Origin of the sequence: Cryobacterium sp. M96, assembly GCF_002929845.1 — a bacterium.
Classification (GTDB): domain Bacteria; phylum Actinomycetota; class Actinomycetes; order Actinomycetales; family Microbacteriaceae; genus Cryobacterium; species Cryobacterium sandaracinum.
Genome location: NZ_PJJS01000050.1, coordinates 166,235 through 183,408 on the forward strand (window position 1 = coordinate 166,235; position 17,174 = coordinate 183,408).

Genomic DNA, 17,174 nt, shown 5'->3' on the forward strand with positions numbered 1-17,174 from the left:
TTTTCCTGGTACCCGCACGACCCACCCGCACGACATCCAGATAGTCACTACAGAAGAGGAGGTGAGTTGTGGAAGCAGTCATCGAAAACCTGCCCCTGTTTCTGGAGGGCTTCAGAAATACATTGGGCCTTCTGCTTCTGGCCGGCACGGGAGCGCTCGTGTTCGGCATCATCATCGCTGCCATGCGCATCTCGCCCGTCGCATCCCTGCGCGGATTCGCCACCGTCTACACCGAGATCGTGCGCAACACCCCGCTCACGCTGGTGCTGTTCTTCTGCGCCTACATCCTGCCCTACCTCCAGTTCAGCCCAGGCTACTTCGTGCTCGCCACGATCGGACTCACCGTCTACACCTCGCCGTTCGTCGCCGAAGCCCTGCGCTCGGGCGTCAACGGTGTGCACGTGGGTCAGGCCGAGGCCGCCCGCAGCGTGGGTCTGACCTTCACGCAGACCCTCTCGTTCGTCGTCATGCCCCAGGCGGTGCGCATGGTCATCCCGCCGCTCATCAATGTGTTCATCGCCCTGACGAAGAACACCTCGGTCGCCGGTGCCTTCTTCGTCTTCGAACTCTTCGGCGCCGCCCGTAAGATCACCAACGATCGCGGCGATGAGGTGCTCGCGATCTTGCTCGCCGTCGCAGTCTTCTACCTCCTGGTCACCATCTCGCTCGGCCTGATCGCCGGTCGGGTCGAGAAGAAGGTGGCGGTTCTCCGATGACTTCCGTGCTTTACGACGCTCCGGGCCCCAAGGCCATCTTCCGTTCCCGGCTGTTCTCCGTGGTGGCCGGCCTTGTCATCGCCGCCGGCCTGGTCTGGCTGATCCTGGCGCTGGGTGCGCCCAAGACCAGCGCCAACGGCGCCGTTCAGCCGGGCCTCTGGGACGTCTCCCGGTGGGACGTCTTCGCCGACCGCGAGGTCTGGCGCACGCTCGGCCGCGGAGCGCTGAACACCCTCCGAATGGCCGGCGTCGCCGCCGCGTTCGCCCTGGTGCTCGGTGTGCTGTTCTCCTTCGGGCGCGTCTCCGACACTAAATGGATTCGGATCCCGACCACGGTCGTGCTCGAATTCGTGCGCGGCATGCCCGTACTGCTGATGATGCTTTTCATCCTCCTCGTCTTCTCCACCGGCTCCTTCTGGGCCGGTGTCGCCGCCCTCTCCGTCTATAACGGCGCGATCATCGGCGAGGCGCTGCGGGCCGGCATCAAAAGCCTGCCTCGCGGCCAGCGCGAGGCTGGGCTGGCCATCGGGCTCACGCCCGTGGCAACCCGGTTCCGGATCGAGTTCCCGCAGGCGTTCCGGCAGATGCTGCCGATCATCATCGCGCAGCTCGTCGTGCTCCTCAAGGACACGTCCCTGGCGTTCGTGGTCGGCTACGAGGAGCTCCTCCGCAGCGGGCTGTACAACCTGACGAACTTTTTCGGCAGCCGGTACTCCTTCTCCTTCTTCCTCGTCGTGCTCGCGATCTACCTGACGATGAACCTACTGCTCTCCTGGCTGGCCCGCGTCATCGCCCGCCGCACCGGTTCCAAGTCCGGCGGCGTCACCACGGACACGAAGGCGCCGCCTGAGAAGCCCCTCGATCCCGAGGTGGTCTACCCCGCTGCGCTCGGCAACCAGATGGGCGCCCGGGGGCTTTAGCGGCACTAAACTTATGCCTTGTGTCTGACCCCACTGAGATCTCTGAACCAGTCGTGAGCGCGGCCGTCGACGCCGCACTCGCCGCCATTGACGCCGCGAACGACTCCGCGGCCCTGAAAACCGTGCGCACCGAGCACACCGGCGAGGCCTCCCCGCTGGCCCGACTCAACGCGCTGATGCGCAGCGTGCCGGGCAACCAGAAGGCCGCCGCCGGCAAGCTCCTCGGCCAGGCCCGAGGTGCCGTCGCCCAGGCGTTCGCCGCCCGCGAGGCCGCGATCACCGAGGCTGAGGCAACCGCTCAGCTCGCGGCCGAAACAATCGACGTGACGGCGGCGGCCTCCACCTGGAAGCCCGGCGCGCGGCATCCGCTCACCCTGTTGCAGGAGCGCGTCGCGGATGTCTTCGTCGGCATGGGCTGGGAGGTCGCCGAGGGCCCCGAGCTCGAGAGCGAGTGGTTCAACTTCGACGCCCTCAATTTCGACGAGGACCACCCGGCCCGTGCCATGCAGGACACGTTCTTCATCGACCCACCCGAGGCACACCTGGTACTGCGCACCCACACCTCGCCGGTACAGCTGCGTGCCCTGTTGTCGCGCGAACTTCCCGTTTATGTCGTCGCGCCCGGCCGGGTGTTCCGCACCGACGAACTTGACGCCACGCACACGCCCGTGTTCCACCAGATCGAGGGCATCGCCGTCGACAAGGGCCTGACCATGGCGCACCTGCGCGGCACTCTCGACCATTTCGTGCAGGCCATGTTCGGCCCCGAGGCGAAGGTGCGCCTGCGCCCCAACTACTTCCCGTTCACCGAGCCGAGCGCCGAACTCGACCTGTGGCACCCGACCTTCAAGGACGGCGCCCGCTGGATCGAGTGGGGCGGCTGCGGCATGGTCAACGCCAATGTGTTGCGTTCCGCCGGGATCGACCCGGAGGTCTACTCCGGATTCGCGTTCGGCGTCGGCGTCGAACGGGCATTGATGTTCCGAAATGATGTGAAGGATATGCACGACATGGTCGAAGGCGACGTCCGGTTCAGCCAGCAGTACGGGATGACCGTCTGATGCGCGTACCACTGAGCTGGCTGGCTGAGTTCGTCGACCTGGCCCCGGGCATCACGCCCGAGGACGTGCACGCCGCCCTGGTGAGCGTGGGCCTCGAAGAGGAGGAGATCCACCGCTTCGAGCTGACCGGGCCGATCGTGGTCGGCCAGGTGCTCGAGTTCGTCGGCGAGGAGCAGACCAACGGCAAGACCATCAACTGGTGCCAGGTGCGCGTCGCCGCTGACGGCGAGCTCGCGGCCGACGGCGGCCCGGCCGTGCACGGCATTGTCTGCGGCGCCCACAACTTCGTCGTCGGCGACAAGGTTGTCGTGACCCTGCCCGGCGCCGTGCTGCCCGGTCCGTTCCCGATCGCGCCCCGCAAGACCTACGGCCACGTGTCCGACGGCATGATCGCCTCGGCCCGCGAACTCGGCCTCGGCGACGAGCACGACGGCATCCTGGTGCTCGGCAGCCTCGGCCTCGACCCCGAGATCGGCACGGATGCGATCAGCCTGCTGGGCCTGGACGACACCGCCGTCGAGATCAACGTCACGCCCGACCGGGGCTACGCCTTCTCGATCCGTGGCGTCGCCCGCGAGTACGCGCACGCCACCGGGGCTGCCTTCCGCGACCCGGCGCTCTCCGTCACCGCGGACGCGTCCACGGTCGCCTTCCCGGTCACCATCGCCGATCAGGCCCCGATCCGCGGTCGCGTCGGCGCGAGCGTGTTCGTCACCCGCGCGGTGCGCGGCGTGGACCCCACCCGGCCGTCTCCGGCCTGGTTGATCGCCCGCCTGAAGCTGGCCGGCATCCGTTCGATCTCGCTGATCGTCGACGTCACCAACTACGTGATGATCGAGCTCGGCCAGCCGATCCACGGCTACGACCTTGACAAGCTGGCCGGCGGTATCACCGTGCGTCGCGCAGAACCGGGCGAGAAGCTCGTCACCCTCGACGACGTCACCCGCATTCTCAACGCCGAAGACTTGCTGATCACCGACGAGTCCGGACCGATCGGTCTGGCCGGCGTAATGGGCGGTCAGAGCACCGAGATCGGTTCCGCGACCACGAATGTGCTGATCGAGGCCGCGAACTTCGACCCGGTATCGATCGCGCGCACGGCCCGTCGGCACAAGCTTCCCAGCGAGGCATCCCGCAGGTTCGAGCGCGGGGTGGACCCGGCCGTGGCCGCGGTCGCCGCCGCCCGCGTCGTTCAGTTGCTGGTCGAGCTCTCCGGGGGAGAAGCCGACGGCCTCGGCTCCCTGCACGACGCCACGCCCGACGCCGAGCCGATCTTCCTGCCGACCGGCTTCATCTCCGGCCTGATCGGACTCGACTACACCCGCGAGGAGGTGCGCACCTCGCTGGCCGAGATCGGCGCCTCGATCGAGGAGACTGAGATCGGGCTGAACGTCACCGCCCCGAGCTGGCGCCCCGACCTGACGGACAAGTGGACCCTGGCCGAGGAAGTCGCCCGCATCGTCGGTTACGACCGCATCCCCTCGGTGCTGCCCGTCGCCCCGCCCGGGCGCAGCCTCACCCACGCGCAGACCCTGCGCCGCCAGGTGGCGCAGACCCTGGCGGCCACCGGCCACACCGAGGTGCTCGCGTACCCGTTCGTGGCGGAGAAGTCGAACAACCTGTTCGGGCTGCCCATCGGCCCTGCTGTTCCGCAGATCCGGGTTGCCAACCCGCTCGACGGAGAGGCGCCGTTCCTGCGCACGTCGATCCTGCCCGGGCTGCTGCAGATCGCACACCGCAACCGCTCGCGCGGCCTCACCGACCTGGCCGTCTTCGAACTGGGCTTGGTGTTCCGGCCGGTGGCGGGCATCCGTTACGGCGGCTCCGTCGTGCCGCCCGGCGCGGTGCGCCCGAGCGCGCAGCTGGAGGCCGAGCTCAACGCGGGCATCCCGCCGCAGCCTCTGTCGGTGGCGGTCGTGCTGACCGGCTCCGTCGTGCGGCACCAGCCGGGGCAGCCCGCCGTGGCCGCAAGCTGGCAGCACGCCCTCGCCGCGGTGCAGCAGGTCGCGCTGGCCGCCGGCGTTCCGATCACGGTTCGCCAGGGTTCGCACCAGGCCATGCATCCCGGCCGCACCGCCGAGCTGTTCGTGACGACGGATGCCGGCACGACCTCGGTCGGCTACGCCGGCGAACTGCTGCCCAGCATCGCCCGCGACGCGGACCTGCCCGCGGTCGTCGCGGTTGCCGAGATCGACCTGACCGCCGTGTTCGCGGAGGCCGGCGCCGAGCTGCGCGCCACACCGATCGCCACGATGCCGGCCGCCACACAGGACCTGTCCCTCGTGGTCGACGCCGGCGTGCCGGCCGGCGACGTGCTCCGCACGCTGCTCGAGGGCTGCGGGCCGCTGCTCGACCACGCCGAACTCGTCGACGATTACCGCGGCACGGGCGTGCCGTCCGGACGCAAGTCACTGACGTTCGCGCTGCGGTTCCGGGCGCCGGAGCGCACCCTCACCGCCGCGGAGGCCAGCGACGCCAAACTCGCCGGCGTCGCGGTGGCCGCCGCCCGCTTCGGGGCCACTCTCCGCGAGTAGCGCGAGTAGCGCGAGTGGCGCGGGCTGGCGCCCGCTCCGCGCGCCGAGAGTCACCGCCCGGGCGGCGATTATCGGCGCGAACGGCGATTCTCGGCGCGCGGGGCGGCGCGCTAGGTTGGGAACATGTCTTTTTCGGTGGCGGTGGCAGGTGCGAGTGGCTACGCGGGCGGTGAATTGTTGCGTCTGTTGGCCGGGCACCCCGACTTCGAGGTGCGCACGGTCACGGCGCACAGCACTGCCGGGCAGCGTCTGATCGACGCGCAGCCGCACCTGCGCTCGCTCGCGCACCTCACCCTGGTCGACACGACGCCCGAAACCCTCGCCGGGCACGATGTGGTGTTCCTCGCCCTGCCCCACGGGGCATCCGGTGCCCTCACCGCGCACCTTTCCGCCGACACGCTCGTCGTGGACTGCGGTGCCGACCATCGGCTCGAAAGTGAGAGCGACTGGGCGGCGTTCTACGGGGGCGACTACTTCGGCGCCTGGACCTACGGCGTGCCCGAGCTCCCGGTGGTCGGCGGCACGCAGCGCTCCCGGTTGGCCGGCTCCCGCCGCGTCGCCGCCCCCGGCTGCAACGCGAGCACGGTGGCGTTGGCGCTGGCGCCGGGCATCCGTGCCGGGGTGATCGAGCCCGAAGACTTGGCCGCGGTGCTCGCGGTCGGACCCTCCGGCGCCGGCAAGAGTCTGACGCTGCCGAACCTCGCAAGCGAGATCCTCGGCTCCGCGAACCCCTACGCGGTCGGCGGCGTGCACCGCCACATCCCCGAAATCCAGCAGAGCCTGCGCTGGGCAGGGGCCTCGAACCCGACCATCTCATTCACCCCGGTGATCGTGCCGATGTCGCGGGGAATCCTCTGCACCGCGACGGCCCGTCTCGTGCCCGGTACATCCGGCGCCGAGGTGCGCGCCGCCTGGGAGGCGACCTACGCCGACGAACCGTTCGTGCATGTGCTGCCGGAGGGCCGATTCCCGCGCACGGGCGATGTGCTCGGCGCCAACACCGCGCTGATCGGCCTCGCCGTCGACGAGGCCGTGGGCCGCGTCGTGACGATCACCGCCGTCGACAATCTCACCAAGGGCACCGCCGGTGCCGCCATCCAGTCCGCCAACCTGGCGTTGGGACTGCCCGAGACCACGGGCCTGAGCACGAATGGAGTTGCCCCATGAGTGTCACCGCCCCCGCCGGGTTCGCCGCCGCCGGAGTTACCGCCGGCCTGAAACAGTCCGGCGGGCTCGACCTCGCCGTCGTGCAGAACCTCGGCCCGCTCACCAGCGCGGCCAGCGTTTTCACCAGTAACCGGTGCAAGGCGAACCCGGTGCTTTGGAGCGAGCAGGTCATGAAGGGCGGCCGAGTCAAGGCCATCGTGCTCAACTCGGGCGGCGCGAACTGCTACACCGGCAGCATCGGCTTCCAGACCACGCACGCCACCGCCGAGGCCATCGCCGACCGCTTGGAGATCTCCGCCGGCGAGGTGCTGGTCTGTTCCACCGGCCTGATCGGCGAACAGCTCGACCTCGGCAAGATCACCGCCGGCGTGTGGGACGCGACCCTCGCGCTGCAGGGTGAGAAGGCCACCTCCGACGCCGCCGGCCTGGCCGTGGCGCAGGCGATCATGACCACCGACACCACACCCAAGCAGACCATGCTCGTTTCCGACACCGGCTGGACCATCGGCGGCATGGCCAAGGGCGCCGGAATGCTCGCGCCTGGCCTTGCCACCATGCTCGTGGTGCTGACCACCGACGCCGTGCTCGACTCCGAGCAGCTGGACGTGGCCCTCCGCCAGGCCACCCGGGTCACGTTCGACCGCCTCGACTCCGACGGCTGCATGTCCACCAACGACACTGTCACCCTCCTCGGCTCCGGGGCGAGCGGGGTCACCGCCGACCTGGCCGAATTCTCGGATGCCCTGATCGCCATCTGCCAGGACCTCACCCTGCAGCTGCAGGCCGACGCCGAGGGGTCCGCCCACGACGTCGCCATTACGGTGCGGCACGCCGGCACCGAGGCCGACGCCGTCACGGTCGCCCGCGCGGTCTCCCGCAGCAACCTGTTCAAGACCGCGATCTTCGGCAACGACCCGAATTGGGGCCGCGTGCTCGCGGCGGTCGGTACGACGGATGCCGCCTTCGACCCCTACGGCATCGACGTCGCCATCAATGGCGTGCAGGTCTGCACCGCGGGGGAACCCGACCAGCCGCGTGAGCTCGTCGACCTCACCCCCCGCTCGGTCTCCGTGCTGATCGACCTGCACGAGGGCGACGAGACGGCCACCATCTGGACCAACGACCTCACCCACGCCTACGTCGAAGAGAACAGCGCGTACTCGAGTTGAACCCGGTCCACGAAACCCCCGGCGACGAGACGACCCCAGGCGACGAGACGAACAGCCGGGCGGAGGCAGCCGTCAAGGCCGCCACGCTGATTGAGTCGCTGCCCTGGCTCAAGCGGTTCCACGACCAGATCATCGTGGTCAAGTTCGGTGGCAACGCCATGGTCAGCGAGGAACTGCAGCGAGCGTTCGCCGAAGACATGGTGTACCTGCGTTATGCCGGCATCCGCCCCGTCGTCGTGCACGGCGGCGGCCCGCAGATCTCCGCGATGCTCGACCGCCTCGGCATCGCGAGCGAGTTCCGCGGTGGCTACCGGGTGACCACGCCCGAGGCGATGGACGTTGTGCGGATGGTGCTCACCGGCCAGATCAACCGCGAGCTGGTCAGCCGCATCAACCAGCACGGCCCGCTGTCGGCCGGGCTGTCCGGCGAGGACGCCGGGCTGTTCCAGGGCCGTCGCCGCGGCACCGTCATCGACGGGGGCGAGGTCGACCTCGGCCTCGTCGGCGACGTGATCGGCGTCGACCCCGAGGCCGTGCTAGCCCAGCTCGCCGCCGGCCGCATACCGGTCGTCTCCTCGATCGCACCCGACACGGATGTCCCGGGCCAGTCCCTGAACATCAACGCCGACGCCGCCGCCGCGGCCCTCGCGGTCGCGCTCGGCGCCGCCAAACTGGTCATCCTGACCGATGTCGCGGGGCTGTACAGCGACTGGCCCAACCACGACTCGCTGGTGTCGGTCATCGACGTGGACTCGCTTCGCTCCCTGCTGCCGGGCCTCGAGTCGGGAATGATCCCCAAGATGACGGCCTGCCTCGACGCGGTCGAGGGTGGCGTCGCGAAGGCGGCCATCATCGACGGCCGGGTACCACACTCGATCCTGCTCGAGGTCTTCACCGGCAGCGGGATCGGAACCGAAGTGGTCCCGGCATGAGCAATACGCACCCAGAATCGAGCACCGCACAGATGGCCGATTCCGGCACCCCCGACTGGCGCGAGCGTTTCAGCGCCGCCATGATGCACACGATCGCACCGCCGCTGGCGATGCTCGTGCGCGGGAAGGGGTGCTACGTCTGGGACGACGAGGGCACGAAATATCTCGACTTCCTCGCCGGAATCGCCGTGAACTCGCTCGGCCACGCGCATCCGGCTCTCGTCGCCGCGGTCACCGACCAGGTCGGCCGGCTTGCCCACGTCTCGAACTACTTCGCGTCGCCACCGCAGCTGGAACTGGCCGAACGGCTCAAGCGCCTCACCAGTGCGGGACAGGCCGGCCGGGTCTACTTCTGCAATTCCGGCGCCGAGGCCAACGAGGCCGCATTCAAGCTGGCCCGACTGAACACCGACGGTGGCAGCCGAACCCGCATCCTCTCCCTGCACGACTCGTTCCACGGCCGCACGATGGGGGCGCTCGCCCTCTCCGGCAAGCCGGCCATGCGCGAGCCGTTCCTGCCGGTCCCCGAGGGGGTCGAGCACATCCACGCCACGCTCGAGGGGCTGGACGCCGCGATCGACGAGACCGTCGCCGCCCTCTTCCTCGAGCCCGTGCAGGGCGAGGCCGGGGTGGTCGACCTGCCCGCAGGGTTCCTGCGCCACGCCCGCGAGCTGTGCACCCGAAACGGCGTGCTGCTCATCCTCGACGAGGTGCAGACCGGCGCCGGCCGCACCGGCGAGTGGTTCGCCTACCAGCACGACGGTATCCAGCCGGATGCGCTCACGCTGGCGAAGGGGATCGGCGGCGGCCTGCCCATCGGCGCCCTCGTCACCTTCGGGGCGGCGTCGGAGCTGTTCCAGCGCGGCCAGCACGGCTCGACCTATGCCGGCAACCCGCTCGTCACGGCCGCCGCCAACGCCGTGCTCGGCGCCATCGAGGCCGACGGCCTGGTCGCCAACGCCGCGCGGCGCGGCGAGCAGCTGCGGGGGATCCTCGCCGGGTTCGGTTCCCCCCTCATCGGCGAGGTGCGCGGCCGCGGGCTCCTGCTCGGTGTCGGGCTGACCGAACCGGTCGCTACCCGCCTGGCGGCCGCGGCCCAGAGCAACGGCTTGATCGTGAACGCCGCAAACGAGTCCACCATCCGTCTGGCCCCGCCCCTCATCGTCGGCGACGACGAACTGGCCGATTTCGAGTGCCGATTCGGGCTCGCTCTGGCCAGCCTCTAGAGTTGAACGATCTATTCCCCAGAAGCGAAAGTGACACCGTGACCCGCCATTTCCTGCGCGACGACGACATCTCACCGGCCGAACAGGCCGAGATCCTCGACCTTGCCCTGGACCTCAAGCGTGACCGATTCGCGGTCAAACCTCTGGCCGGCCCGCAGACCGTGGCTGTCATCTTCGACAAGTCATCGACCCGCACCCGGGTCTCCTTCGCGGTGGGGATCGCCGACCTCGGCGGCAGCCCGCTGATCATCAGCACCGCGAACAGCCAGCTCGGTGGCAAGGAAACCGCCTCCGACACGGCCCGCGTGCTCGAGCGCCAGGTGGCCGCGATCGTCTGGCGCACCTACGGCCAGGCCGGACTCGAGGAGATGGCCCTCGGCACCACGGTGCCCGTCGTCAATGCGCTGTCCGACGACTTCCACCCCTGCCAGTTGCTCGCCGACCTGCTCACCATCCGTGAGCACCGCGGCGACCTGGCCGGTCAGACCCTCGCGTTCCTCGGCGACGGAGCCTGCAACATGGGCCAGTCCTACCTGCTTGCCGGCGCGACCGCGGGCATGCACGTGCGCATCGCCTCCCCGGTCGGGTACACGCCCACCGACGAGGTCGTCGCGGATGCCGCGGCGATCGCCCTGCGCACCGGCGGCTCCGTGGAGCTCTTCACCGACCCGGTCGCGGCCGTCACCGGCGTCGACGTGGTCGTCACCGACACCTGGGTGTCGATGGGCAAGGAAGAGGAGAAGGCCACCCGCCTGGGTGACCTCGGTCGCTACCGTGTGGACGCCGCCCTGATGGCGCTCGCGAAGCCCGACGCGCACTTCCTGCACTGTCTGCCGGCTGACCGCGGTTACGAGGTGACCGCCGACGTCATCGACGGCGCGCAGAGCATCATCTGGGACGAGGCCGAAAATCGCCTGCACGCCCAGAAGGCGCTGCTCGTCTGGCTGCTCACCCAGAACAGCGCCTAACGCCCCGGCGGGCGTCACAGCATGACCGTAAACTTGATCAGATCGAATTTTTAGGGAGAACCATGGCTGAACGCGTTGTGCTGGCATATTCGGGCGGACTCGATACCTCGGTTGGCATCGGCTGGCTGAAGGATGCAACCGGCAAAGAGGTCGTGGCCCTCGCCATCGACGTGGGACAGAGCGGCGAGGATATGGACGTCATCCGCCAGCGCGCCCTGGACTGCGGCGCCGTCGAGTCCATCGTCGTCGACGCGAAGGACGAGTTCGCCAGCGACTACGTCGTGCCGGCCCTCAAGGCCAACGCGCTCTACCAGAAGCGTTACCCGCTCGTCTCCGCGCTCAGCCGCCCGCTGATCGCCAAGTACCTCGCCTCCACGGCCAAGGAGCTCGGAGCGAACAGCGTCGCGCACGGCTGCACCGGCAAGGGCAACGACCAGGTGCGCTTCGAGGCCGCCGTCGCCGCCCTCGCGCCCGAGCTCACCTCGCTCGCCCCGGTGCGCGATTTCGCCCTCACCCGGGACAAAGCCATCGAGTACGCGGCGCTGCACGACCTGCCCATCGCACAGTCGAAGAAGAGCCCCTACTCGATCGACCAGAACGTCTACGGTCGTGCGGTCGAAACCGGCTTCCTCGAAGACCCGTGGAATGCCCCGATCGAAGACCTCTACACGTACACGCAGGACCCGGCCGTGACTCGCGAGCCCACCGAGGTCGTCATCAGCTTCGACCAGGGTGTTCCCGTCGCGATTGACGGCGTCGCCGTCACCCCGCTGCAGGCCATCGAAATGATGAACCTGCTCGCCGGCAACCAGGGCGTCGGACGGATCGACATCGTCGAGGACCGCCTCGTCGGCATCAAGAGCCGCGAGGTCTACGAGGCCCCCGCCGGCATCGCCCTGATCGCCGCGCACGAAGAGCTCGAGAACATGACCGTGGAACGTGACCTGGCCCGCTACAAGCGCACGGTCGAGTCCAAGTGGGCCGAACTCGTCTACGACGGCCTCTGGTTCTCCGGCCTGAAGCGCGCACTCGACGTGTTCATCGACGAGACGCAGAAGCACGTGACCGGCGACATCCGTCTGAAGATGCATGCTGGCACCGCCGTCGTCACCGGCCGCAAGTCCACGCAGAGCCTCTACGACTTCAACCTCGCCACCTACGACACCGGGGACACTTTCGACCAGTCCATGGCCAAGGGTTTCATCGAGCTGTGGTCGCTGCCGAGCAAGATCTCGGCCCGCCGCGACCTCGCCGGCAAGTAGGGCTGACGTGGCTGGCGACACGGACACGCACGAGAACCGCGCGGGCAAGGCGGGCGCCCTCTGGGGTGGCCGCTTCGCCGGGGGACCGTCGCCGGAACTGGCGAAGCTGAGCAAGTCGACCCAGTTCGACTGGCCGCTGGCTCCCTACGACATCCGTGGTTCCCAGGCCCACGCGCGGGCCCTGGCCGCGGCCGGTTACCTGACCGCCCCGGAACTCGTCGCCATGATCGCCGGCCTCGACACCCTGATGCAGGCCGTGGTCGACGAGAGCTTCCTTCCCGCGGAATCCGACGAGGATGTGCATTCGGCCCTGGAACGCGGCCTGATCGACATCGTCGGCGTCGAACTGGGCGGCAAGCTGCGCGCTGGCCGCAGCCGCAACGACCAGGTCGCCACCCTGGTGCGGATGCTGCTGCGCGACAAGGCGAAGGGCATCTCCGCCCACGTCATCGACCTGATCGACGCCCTGGCGTCGCAGGCCGAAGCGAACGACGAGGCCATCATGCCGGGCCGCACGCATCTGCAGCACGCCCAGCCGGTGCTGCTCGCCCACCACCTGTTCGCGCACTGCTGGCCGCTCGTGCGCGACCTCGAGCGGTTCACCGACTGGAACACACGCGCCGACTACTCGCCCTATGGGTCTGGTGCCCTGGCCGGCAACACGCTCGGCCTCGACGCCAACCTGGTGGCGGCCGACCTCGGCTTCAGCGCCGTGGTCGAGAACTCGATCGACGGCACCGCGAGCCGCGACCTGGTCGCCGAGTTCGCGTACATCACCGCCCAGATCGGTATCGACCTGTCCCGTCTGGCCGAGGAGATCATCCTCTGGAACACCCGCGAGTTCGGTTTCGTCACCCTCGACGACTCCTACTCCACCGGGTCGTCGATCATGCCGCAGAAGAAGAACCCGGACATCGCCGAGCTGGCCCGCGGCAAGGCGGGGCGCCTGATCGGCAACCTGACCGGTCTGCTGACCACTCTCAAGGGGTTGCCGCTCGCCTACAACCGCGACCTGCAGGAAGACAAGGAGCCAGTCTTCGACTCGATCGAGACGCTCGAGGTGCTCCTGCCGGCCTTCAGCGGAATGATCGCGACCCTGACCTTCCACACTGAACGGATGGCCGAGCTCGCCCCCCAGGGATTCTCCCTGGCCACCGACGTCGCCGAGTGGCTCGTCAAGCAGCAGGTCACGTTCCGGGACGCGCACGAAATCACCGGTTCGCTGGTGAAGTTCGCGGAGCGGAACGGGCTCGACCTGCACGAGGTGGACGACGCCGCGCTGCTCGCGCTGTCGCCGCACCTCACGCCGGACGTGCGCGAGGTACTCACCATCACCGGTTCGGTGTCCCGCCGCGACGGCCAGGGCGGGACCGCCCCGGTGCGCGTGGCGGAGCAGCGCGCGGCGCTCGTCACCCGGGTGCGCGCGCTGGCGGCTGCGCTCGGCATGTGACACTCGCCGACGGCATTCTGGCGCGACCGGCCGTTGAGGTCGCGCCACAGTTGTTGGGCGCGCTGCTCGACCGCGCCGGGGTGCGGCTGCGCATCACCGAGGTGGAGGCCTACCTCGGGCAAGGGCTCGACCCCGGCTCGCACGCCTTCCGTGGCCAGACCCGGCGGAACGCGTCGATGTTCGGCCCGAGCGGCCACCTCTACGCGTACTTCAGCTACGGCATGCACGTCTGTGCGAACATCGTCTGCTCGCCGGGCGGCGAAGCGTCCGCCGTGCTGCTGCGCGCCGGCGAGATCGTCGACGGTGTCGCCGAGGCACGGATGCGCCGCCCCACCTCACGCAGCGACCGCGACCTGGCGCGCGGCCCGGCCCGGCTCACGCTGGCGCTCGGCATCGGGCTGGGAGACGACGGTGCGGACCTCGGTGAGGCGCCGTTCACGCTGACCCTGCCTCCCGAACCGGTCGCTTTCCGCAGCGGACCCCGCACCGGAGTCGGCGGCGTCGGCGGGGGAGCGGAGTATCCGTGGCGATTCTGGATCCCGGGCGACGCGTCGGTGTCGCCGTACCGGCGACATCCGAAGCTGGGCGCTGAGCCCGACTCTCGCTAGGCGCGCGTCGTCGACAGGCTCGGGCCGTCGCCGGGCTCGCGCCATCACCGGGACCCGCGCTGGGGCATCCGGCGTCATATAAAAGCGGAGATTTTCGAGAAACGCCGGTTCGGGGGCCGACCGGCGTGTCGCGAAAATCTCCGAGGTTACGTCAGCGCGATCGGCACGGATGTCCCGGGTCGCGCGGCAGGTTCGGGTCACCGGATCCCGGCAAGCTCGACCGCCGACCGGCGCCTACGTCAGGGCGATCTGCACCAGGGCGGCGCACGCGCACGCCCAGATCAGGCTCGCCAGCGTGCCGATGATGAACCGCTCCCGGGCCTCGGCCGTGGCCAGCTCGGTGAAGCGGCCGACGCCCTTGATCGCCACGACGACCGCGATGGCCTCCGGGAAGCCCGCCAGGATCGCGCCGGCCACGGCGAGGCGCTCCAGGATTCCGATCATCAATCCACCGCGCAGCACCTCGTGCACGAAAGTGCCGTGCGTTCCGGCCGTCCCCTCACCATCGGGTACACCGGTGGCATCCGGTGCATCCGGTGCATCCGGTGCATCCGGTGCATCCGGTGCGCCGGCATCAACCCCGGACGCGCGGCCCGGCTCCGGTGTCACGGGAGCGCCGCCGTTGTCGACCAGGATCCCGCCGTGCTGGCCTTGGGGCACGGAGTTGTTCGTGGCCAGCCTCAGCGCAAGCAGCGCCGCCGGGCCGCCGCCGACCACGGCGAGACCGAGGGCCACCATGCCGAGGAGCACGCCCGACACGGTCGCGCCTCCGGGCGAGGGGAGGGCGGCGATCATCAGGGCCGCGGCGAGGGCGCCGCCGGAGACCGCGGCGAACTGCGGCTTCTGGCGCCGGAACGCGAGGATGGCGAAGGCCAGCGAGCCGGTGGTGACGACCAGGAGGGACATCCAGTAGAGGTAGGCAACGATCGGGAAGGACGAGGAGATCATGCGGCAGGGTCCGTTTCGGTCGTGGCGTGCTCGAGGTTCTCCAGCAGCCTAACGAGTGCGGGCTGGGCGGACTGGTCGACCCTCCAGAGGGCGATTCGGATGCGCTGGCTGACGGCGGCGGGGGAAATGCCGAGCTCGGCGGCGATCTCCACCTGGGACATTCCGCTCGCCAGCAGGTCGATGGCCGCCCAGCCCTCCTGCGAGCGACGCTGGCGAAGGAGCAGCAGATTGGTGATGAGTGCTTCCACCCCGTCGGCGTCGAGCAGCGGAGCAGAGCGGCCAGCAGTACGGCCAGCAGTACGGCCAGCGGCCGTATCAGCTTCGAGACTGAACCGGGCCTCGGCCTTCTTTGCCCGCGTCACGGCCGCGCGCGCCGCGACGAACGCACCGCCGGAGGCCTGCCGGGTTGTTTCTGGAAGAGGGGTGCGCACCTCGCCGATGCCGAGCCCGATGCTCCAATGGCCCGCGCGATGCAGCGCGAGAACGGCGGCAAGGGCCGTGCCGGCGTCGGGCAGCAGTAGCTGGATCTCATCGCCGGACGTCTGGTCGGGCGGCAGCGTGAACGCCGGGCCGTACGCGGCCACGAGCTCGGCGATCATCTCGCCGGCCCGATCGCGATCGTTGCGGCTGTCGACCTGGTCGGCCGTGATGACGAACATGGGCGGGACCTCCGACGGAGTTGGCGGGCTGATATGAAGCTTCCACGATGAATCTACACTAATTCAGCCTATAGGCTTAATATTTGCCGATCAAGGTGTGGTCCTGAATTCCCGGGCAGCGAGTCGGGCGCTGATATCCTTGGCTCGTGTCAGATCCAGCCATCCTCGCCCTGCAAGCCAACGACCCGACCTTCGACGACGTCTGGGAGGAGATCTCCTGGCGAGGCCTGGTACAGGTGTCCACCGACACCACCGAACTGCGTGAGCTGCTCGCCGGCCCGCCGGTCACGTTCTACTGCGGCTTCGACCCGACCGCCCCGAGCCTGCACCTCGGCAACCTCGTGCAGCTGCTGCTCATGCGCCGGCTGCAGCTGGCCGGACATAAGCCCCTCGGCCTGGTCGGCGGGTCCACCGGACTGATCGGTGACCCGCGCCCCACGGCCGAGCGCACCCTGAACTCTCGGGATGTCGTCGGCGAGTGGGTGGGCTACCTCCAGGCCCAGGTCTCGCGCTTTCTGAGCTCGGAGGGCGACAACGCCGTCACCCTGGTGAACAACCTGGACTGGACCGCCCCGCTCAGTGCCATCGACTTCCTGCGCGACATCGGCAAGTACTTCCGGGTCGGCAGCATGCTCAAGAAGGATGCCGTGAGCGCCCGGCTGAATTCCGACGCCGGCATCAGCTACACCGAGTTCAGTTACCAGGTTCTGCAGGGGATGGACTTCCTCGAGCTCTTCCGCACGTACGGCTGCGTGCTGCAGACCGGAGGCAGCGACCAGTGGGGCAACCTCACCAGCGGTATCGACCTCATCCGCAAGGCGGAGGGGGAGAGCGCCCACGCCATCGGCACCCCGCTGATTACGAACAGCGACGGCACCAAGTTCGGCAAGAGTGAGGGCAACGCGGTCTGGCTCGACCCCACCCTCACCAGCCCGTACGCGTTCTACCAGTTCTGGCTCAACACCGACGATGCCGATGTCCTCAACCGGCTGAAGGTGTTCACCTTCCTCACCCGGTCCGACATCGAGGAGCTCGCGGGTGCCGTGGCGGCGGAACCGTTCAAACGCCTCGCCCAGCGCACGCTCGCCGTGTCCGTGACGAGCCTTGTTCACGGCCGTGCCGCGACGGATGCCGCCATCCAGGCCGCGCATGCCCTCTTCGGCCAGGGTGAGCTGTCCGATCTCGACGAGGCCACCCTCGAAGCCGCTCTGCGAGAACTCCCGAACACGACGACCGCCCCGCACGCCCCCGTGGTGCAGCTGCTGGTCGACACCGGACTCAGCATGAGTCTGAGCGAAGCCCGCCGTGCCATCAGCCAGGGTGGGGTCTATCTCAACAACGTGAAGGTGCTGAGCGATGACCAGACCATCGAGGGTGCCGTGCTTCCCGGGGGAGTGGCCGTGCTCCGCCGTGGGAAGAAGACCTTGGCCGGCGTTTTCGTCGTCTGATTCAGAGACGGATGTCGCCTGGTCGTTCCGCCCCGTTGGGGCGTGACACGCCCGGGCGGTTGCTGGTTTTGACGGTCCGGTGTGTCGGCCGTAATGTATTCAAACG

Annotated in this window: 15 protein-coding genes; 13 read left to right on the forward strand and 2 right to left on the reverse strand. The window is 69.0% G+C overall.

Annotated elements, in window-relative coordinates; translation table 11 throughout:
• Window positions 1-68: 68 nt before the first annotated feature.
• The 12 genes from CXY79_RS11015 (at window position 69) to CXY79_RS11070 (ending at window position 14,013) form a co-directional block, all read left to right on the forward strand.
• A complete protein-coding gene (locus tag CXY79_RS11015; RefSeq protein WP_104101240.1) occupies window positions 69-716 on the forward strand; it encodes an amino acid ABC transporter permease in 648 nt (215 codons plus the stop codon).
• Window positions 713-1,636: an amino acid ABC transporter permease gene (locus CXY79_RS11020; RefSeq protein ID WP_104101242.1), complete on the forward strand. Its 924-nt coding sequence runs from the start codon at window positions 713-715 to the stop codon at window positions 1,634-1,636. Before CXY79_RS11015 ends, CXY79_RS11020 begins: the two co-directional genes overlap by 4 nt.
• A gap of 20 nt (window positions 1,637-1,656) precedes the next feature.
• Entirely contained in the window at window positions 1,657-2,697 is a 1,041-nt protein-coding gene (pheS, locus tag CXY79_RS11025) for a phenylalanine--tRNA ligase subunit alpha (protein WP_104101244.1), read from the forward strand.
• Entirely contained in the window at window positions 2,697-5,231 is a 2,535-nt protein-coding gene (gene pheT, locus CXY79_RS11030) for a phenylalanine--tRNA ligase subunit beta (protein WP_104101246.1), read from the forward strand. Before pheS ends, pheT begins: the two co-directional genes overlap by 1 nt.
• Window positions 5,232-5,354: 123 nt before the next feature.
• Entirely contained in the window at window positions 5,355-6,398 is a 1,044-nt protein-coding gene (gene argC / locus CXY79_RS11035; protein WP_104101248.1) for an N-acetyl-gamma-glutamyl-phosphate reductase, read from the forward strand.
• Entirely contained in the window at window positions 6,395-7,567 is a 1,173-nt protein-coding gene (gene argJ / locus CXY79_RS11040; RefSeq protein WP_104101250.1) for a bifunctional glutamate N-acetyltransferase/amino-acid acetyltransferase ArgJ, read from the forward strand. Before argC ends, argJ begins: the two co-directional genes overlap by 4 nt.
• The gene (gene argB, locus CXY79_RS11045) at window positions 7,564-8,499 is read left to right on the forward strand and encodes an acetylglutamate kinase (protein WP_104101252.1); all 936 of its coding nucleotides are present in this window, start codon (window positions 7,564-7,566) and stop codon (window positions 8,497-8,499) included. The genes argJ and argB overlap by 4 nt, the downstream gene beginning before the upstream one ends.
• Window positions 8,500-8,531: 32 nt before the next feature.
• Window positions 8,532-9,725, forward strand: coding sequence for an acetylornithine transaminase (locus CXY79_RS11050; RefSeq protein ID WP_104101255.1), 1,194 nt, complete (start codon window positions 8,532-8,534; stop codon window positions 9,723-9,725).
• 38 nt (window positions 9,726-9,763) lie between these two features.
• On the forward strand, window positions 9,764-10,693 hold the full coding sequence (argF, locus tag CXY79_RS11055) for an ornithine carbamoyltransferase (RefSeq protein ID WP_104101257.1): 930 nt from the start codon (window positions 9,764-9,766) through the stop codon (window positions 10,691-10,693).
• 62 nt (window positions 10,694-10,755) lie between these two features.
• Window positions 10,756-11,955: an argininosuccinate synthase gene (locus tag CXY79_RS11060; protein ID WP_104101259.1), complete on the forward strand. Its 1,200-nt coding sequence runs from the start codon at window positions 10,756-10,758 to the stop codon at window positions 11,953-11,955.
• A 7-nt stretch (window positions 11,956-11,962) separates the two neighbouring features.
• Window positions 11,963-13,405, forward strand: a complete 1,443-nt coding sequence (gene argH / locus CXY79_RS11065) for an argininosuccinate lyase (RefSeq protein WP_104101261.1) — start codon at window positions 11,963-11,965, stop codon at window positions 13,403-13,405.
• Complete coding sequence (locus CXY79_RS11070) at window positions 13,402-14,013, forward strand: DNA-3-methyladenine glycosylase (protein ID WP_104101263.1); 612 nt, start codon at window positions 13,402-13,404, stop codon at window positions 14,011-14,013. Before argH ends, CXY79_RS11070 begins: the two co-directional genes overlap by 4 nt.
• Before the next feature lie 234 nt (window positions 14,014-14,247).
• On the opposite strand, the gene CXY79_RS11075 is transcribed toward CXY79_RS11070, so the two are convergent.
• Window positions 14,248-14,961 carry a hypothetical protein gene (locus tag CXY79_RS11075; RefSeq protein ID WP_104101265.1) on the reverse strand — a complete coding sequence of 238 codons (714 nt, stop codon included), beginning with the start codon at window positions 14,959-14,961 and terminating at the stop codon, window positions 14,248-14,250.
• A complete protein-coding gene (locus tag CXY79_RS11080; protein ID WP_104101268.1) occupies window positions 14,958-15,620 on the reverse strand; it encodes a winged helix-turn-helix transcriptional regulator in 663 nt (220 codons plus the stop codon). Before CXY79_RS11080 ends, CXY79_RS11075 begins: the two co-directional genes overlap by 4 nt.
• Window positions 15,621-15,766: 146 nt before the next feature.
• Between CXY79_RS11080 and tyrS the strand changes: the two genes are divergently transcribed.
• On the forward strand, window positions 15,767-17,068 hold the full coding sequence (tyrS, locus tag CXY79_RS11085; RefSeq protein WP_233191420.1) for a tyrosine--tRNA ligase: 1,302 nt from the start codon (window positions 15,767-15,769) through the stop codon (window positions 17,066-17,068).
• Window positions 17,069-17,174 lie beyond the last annotated feature (106 nt).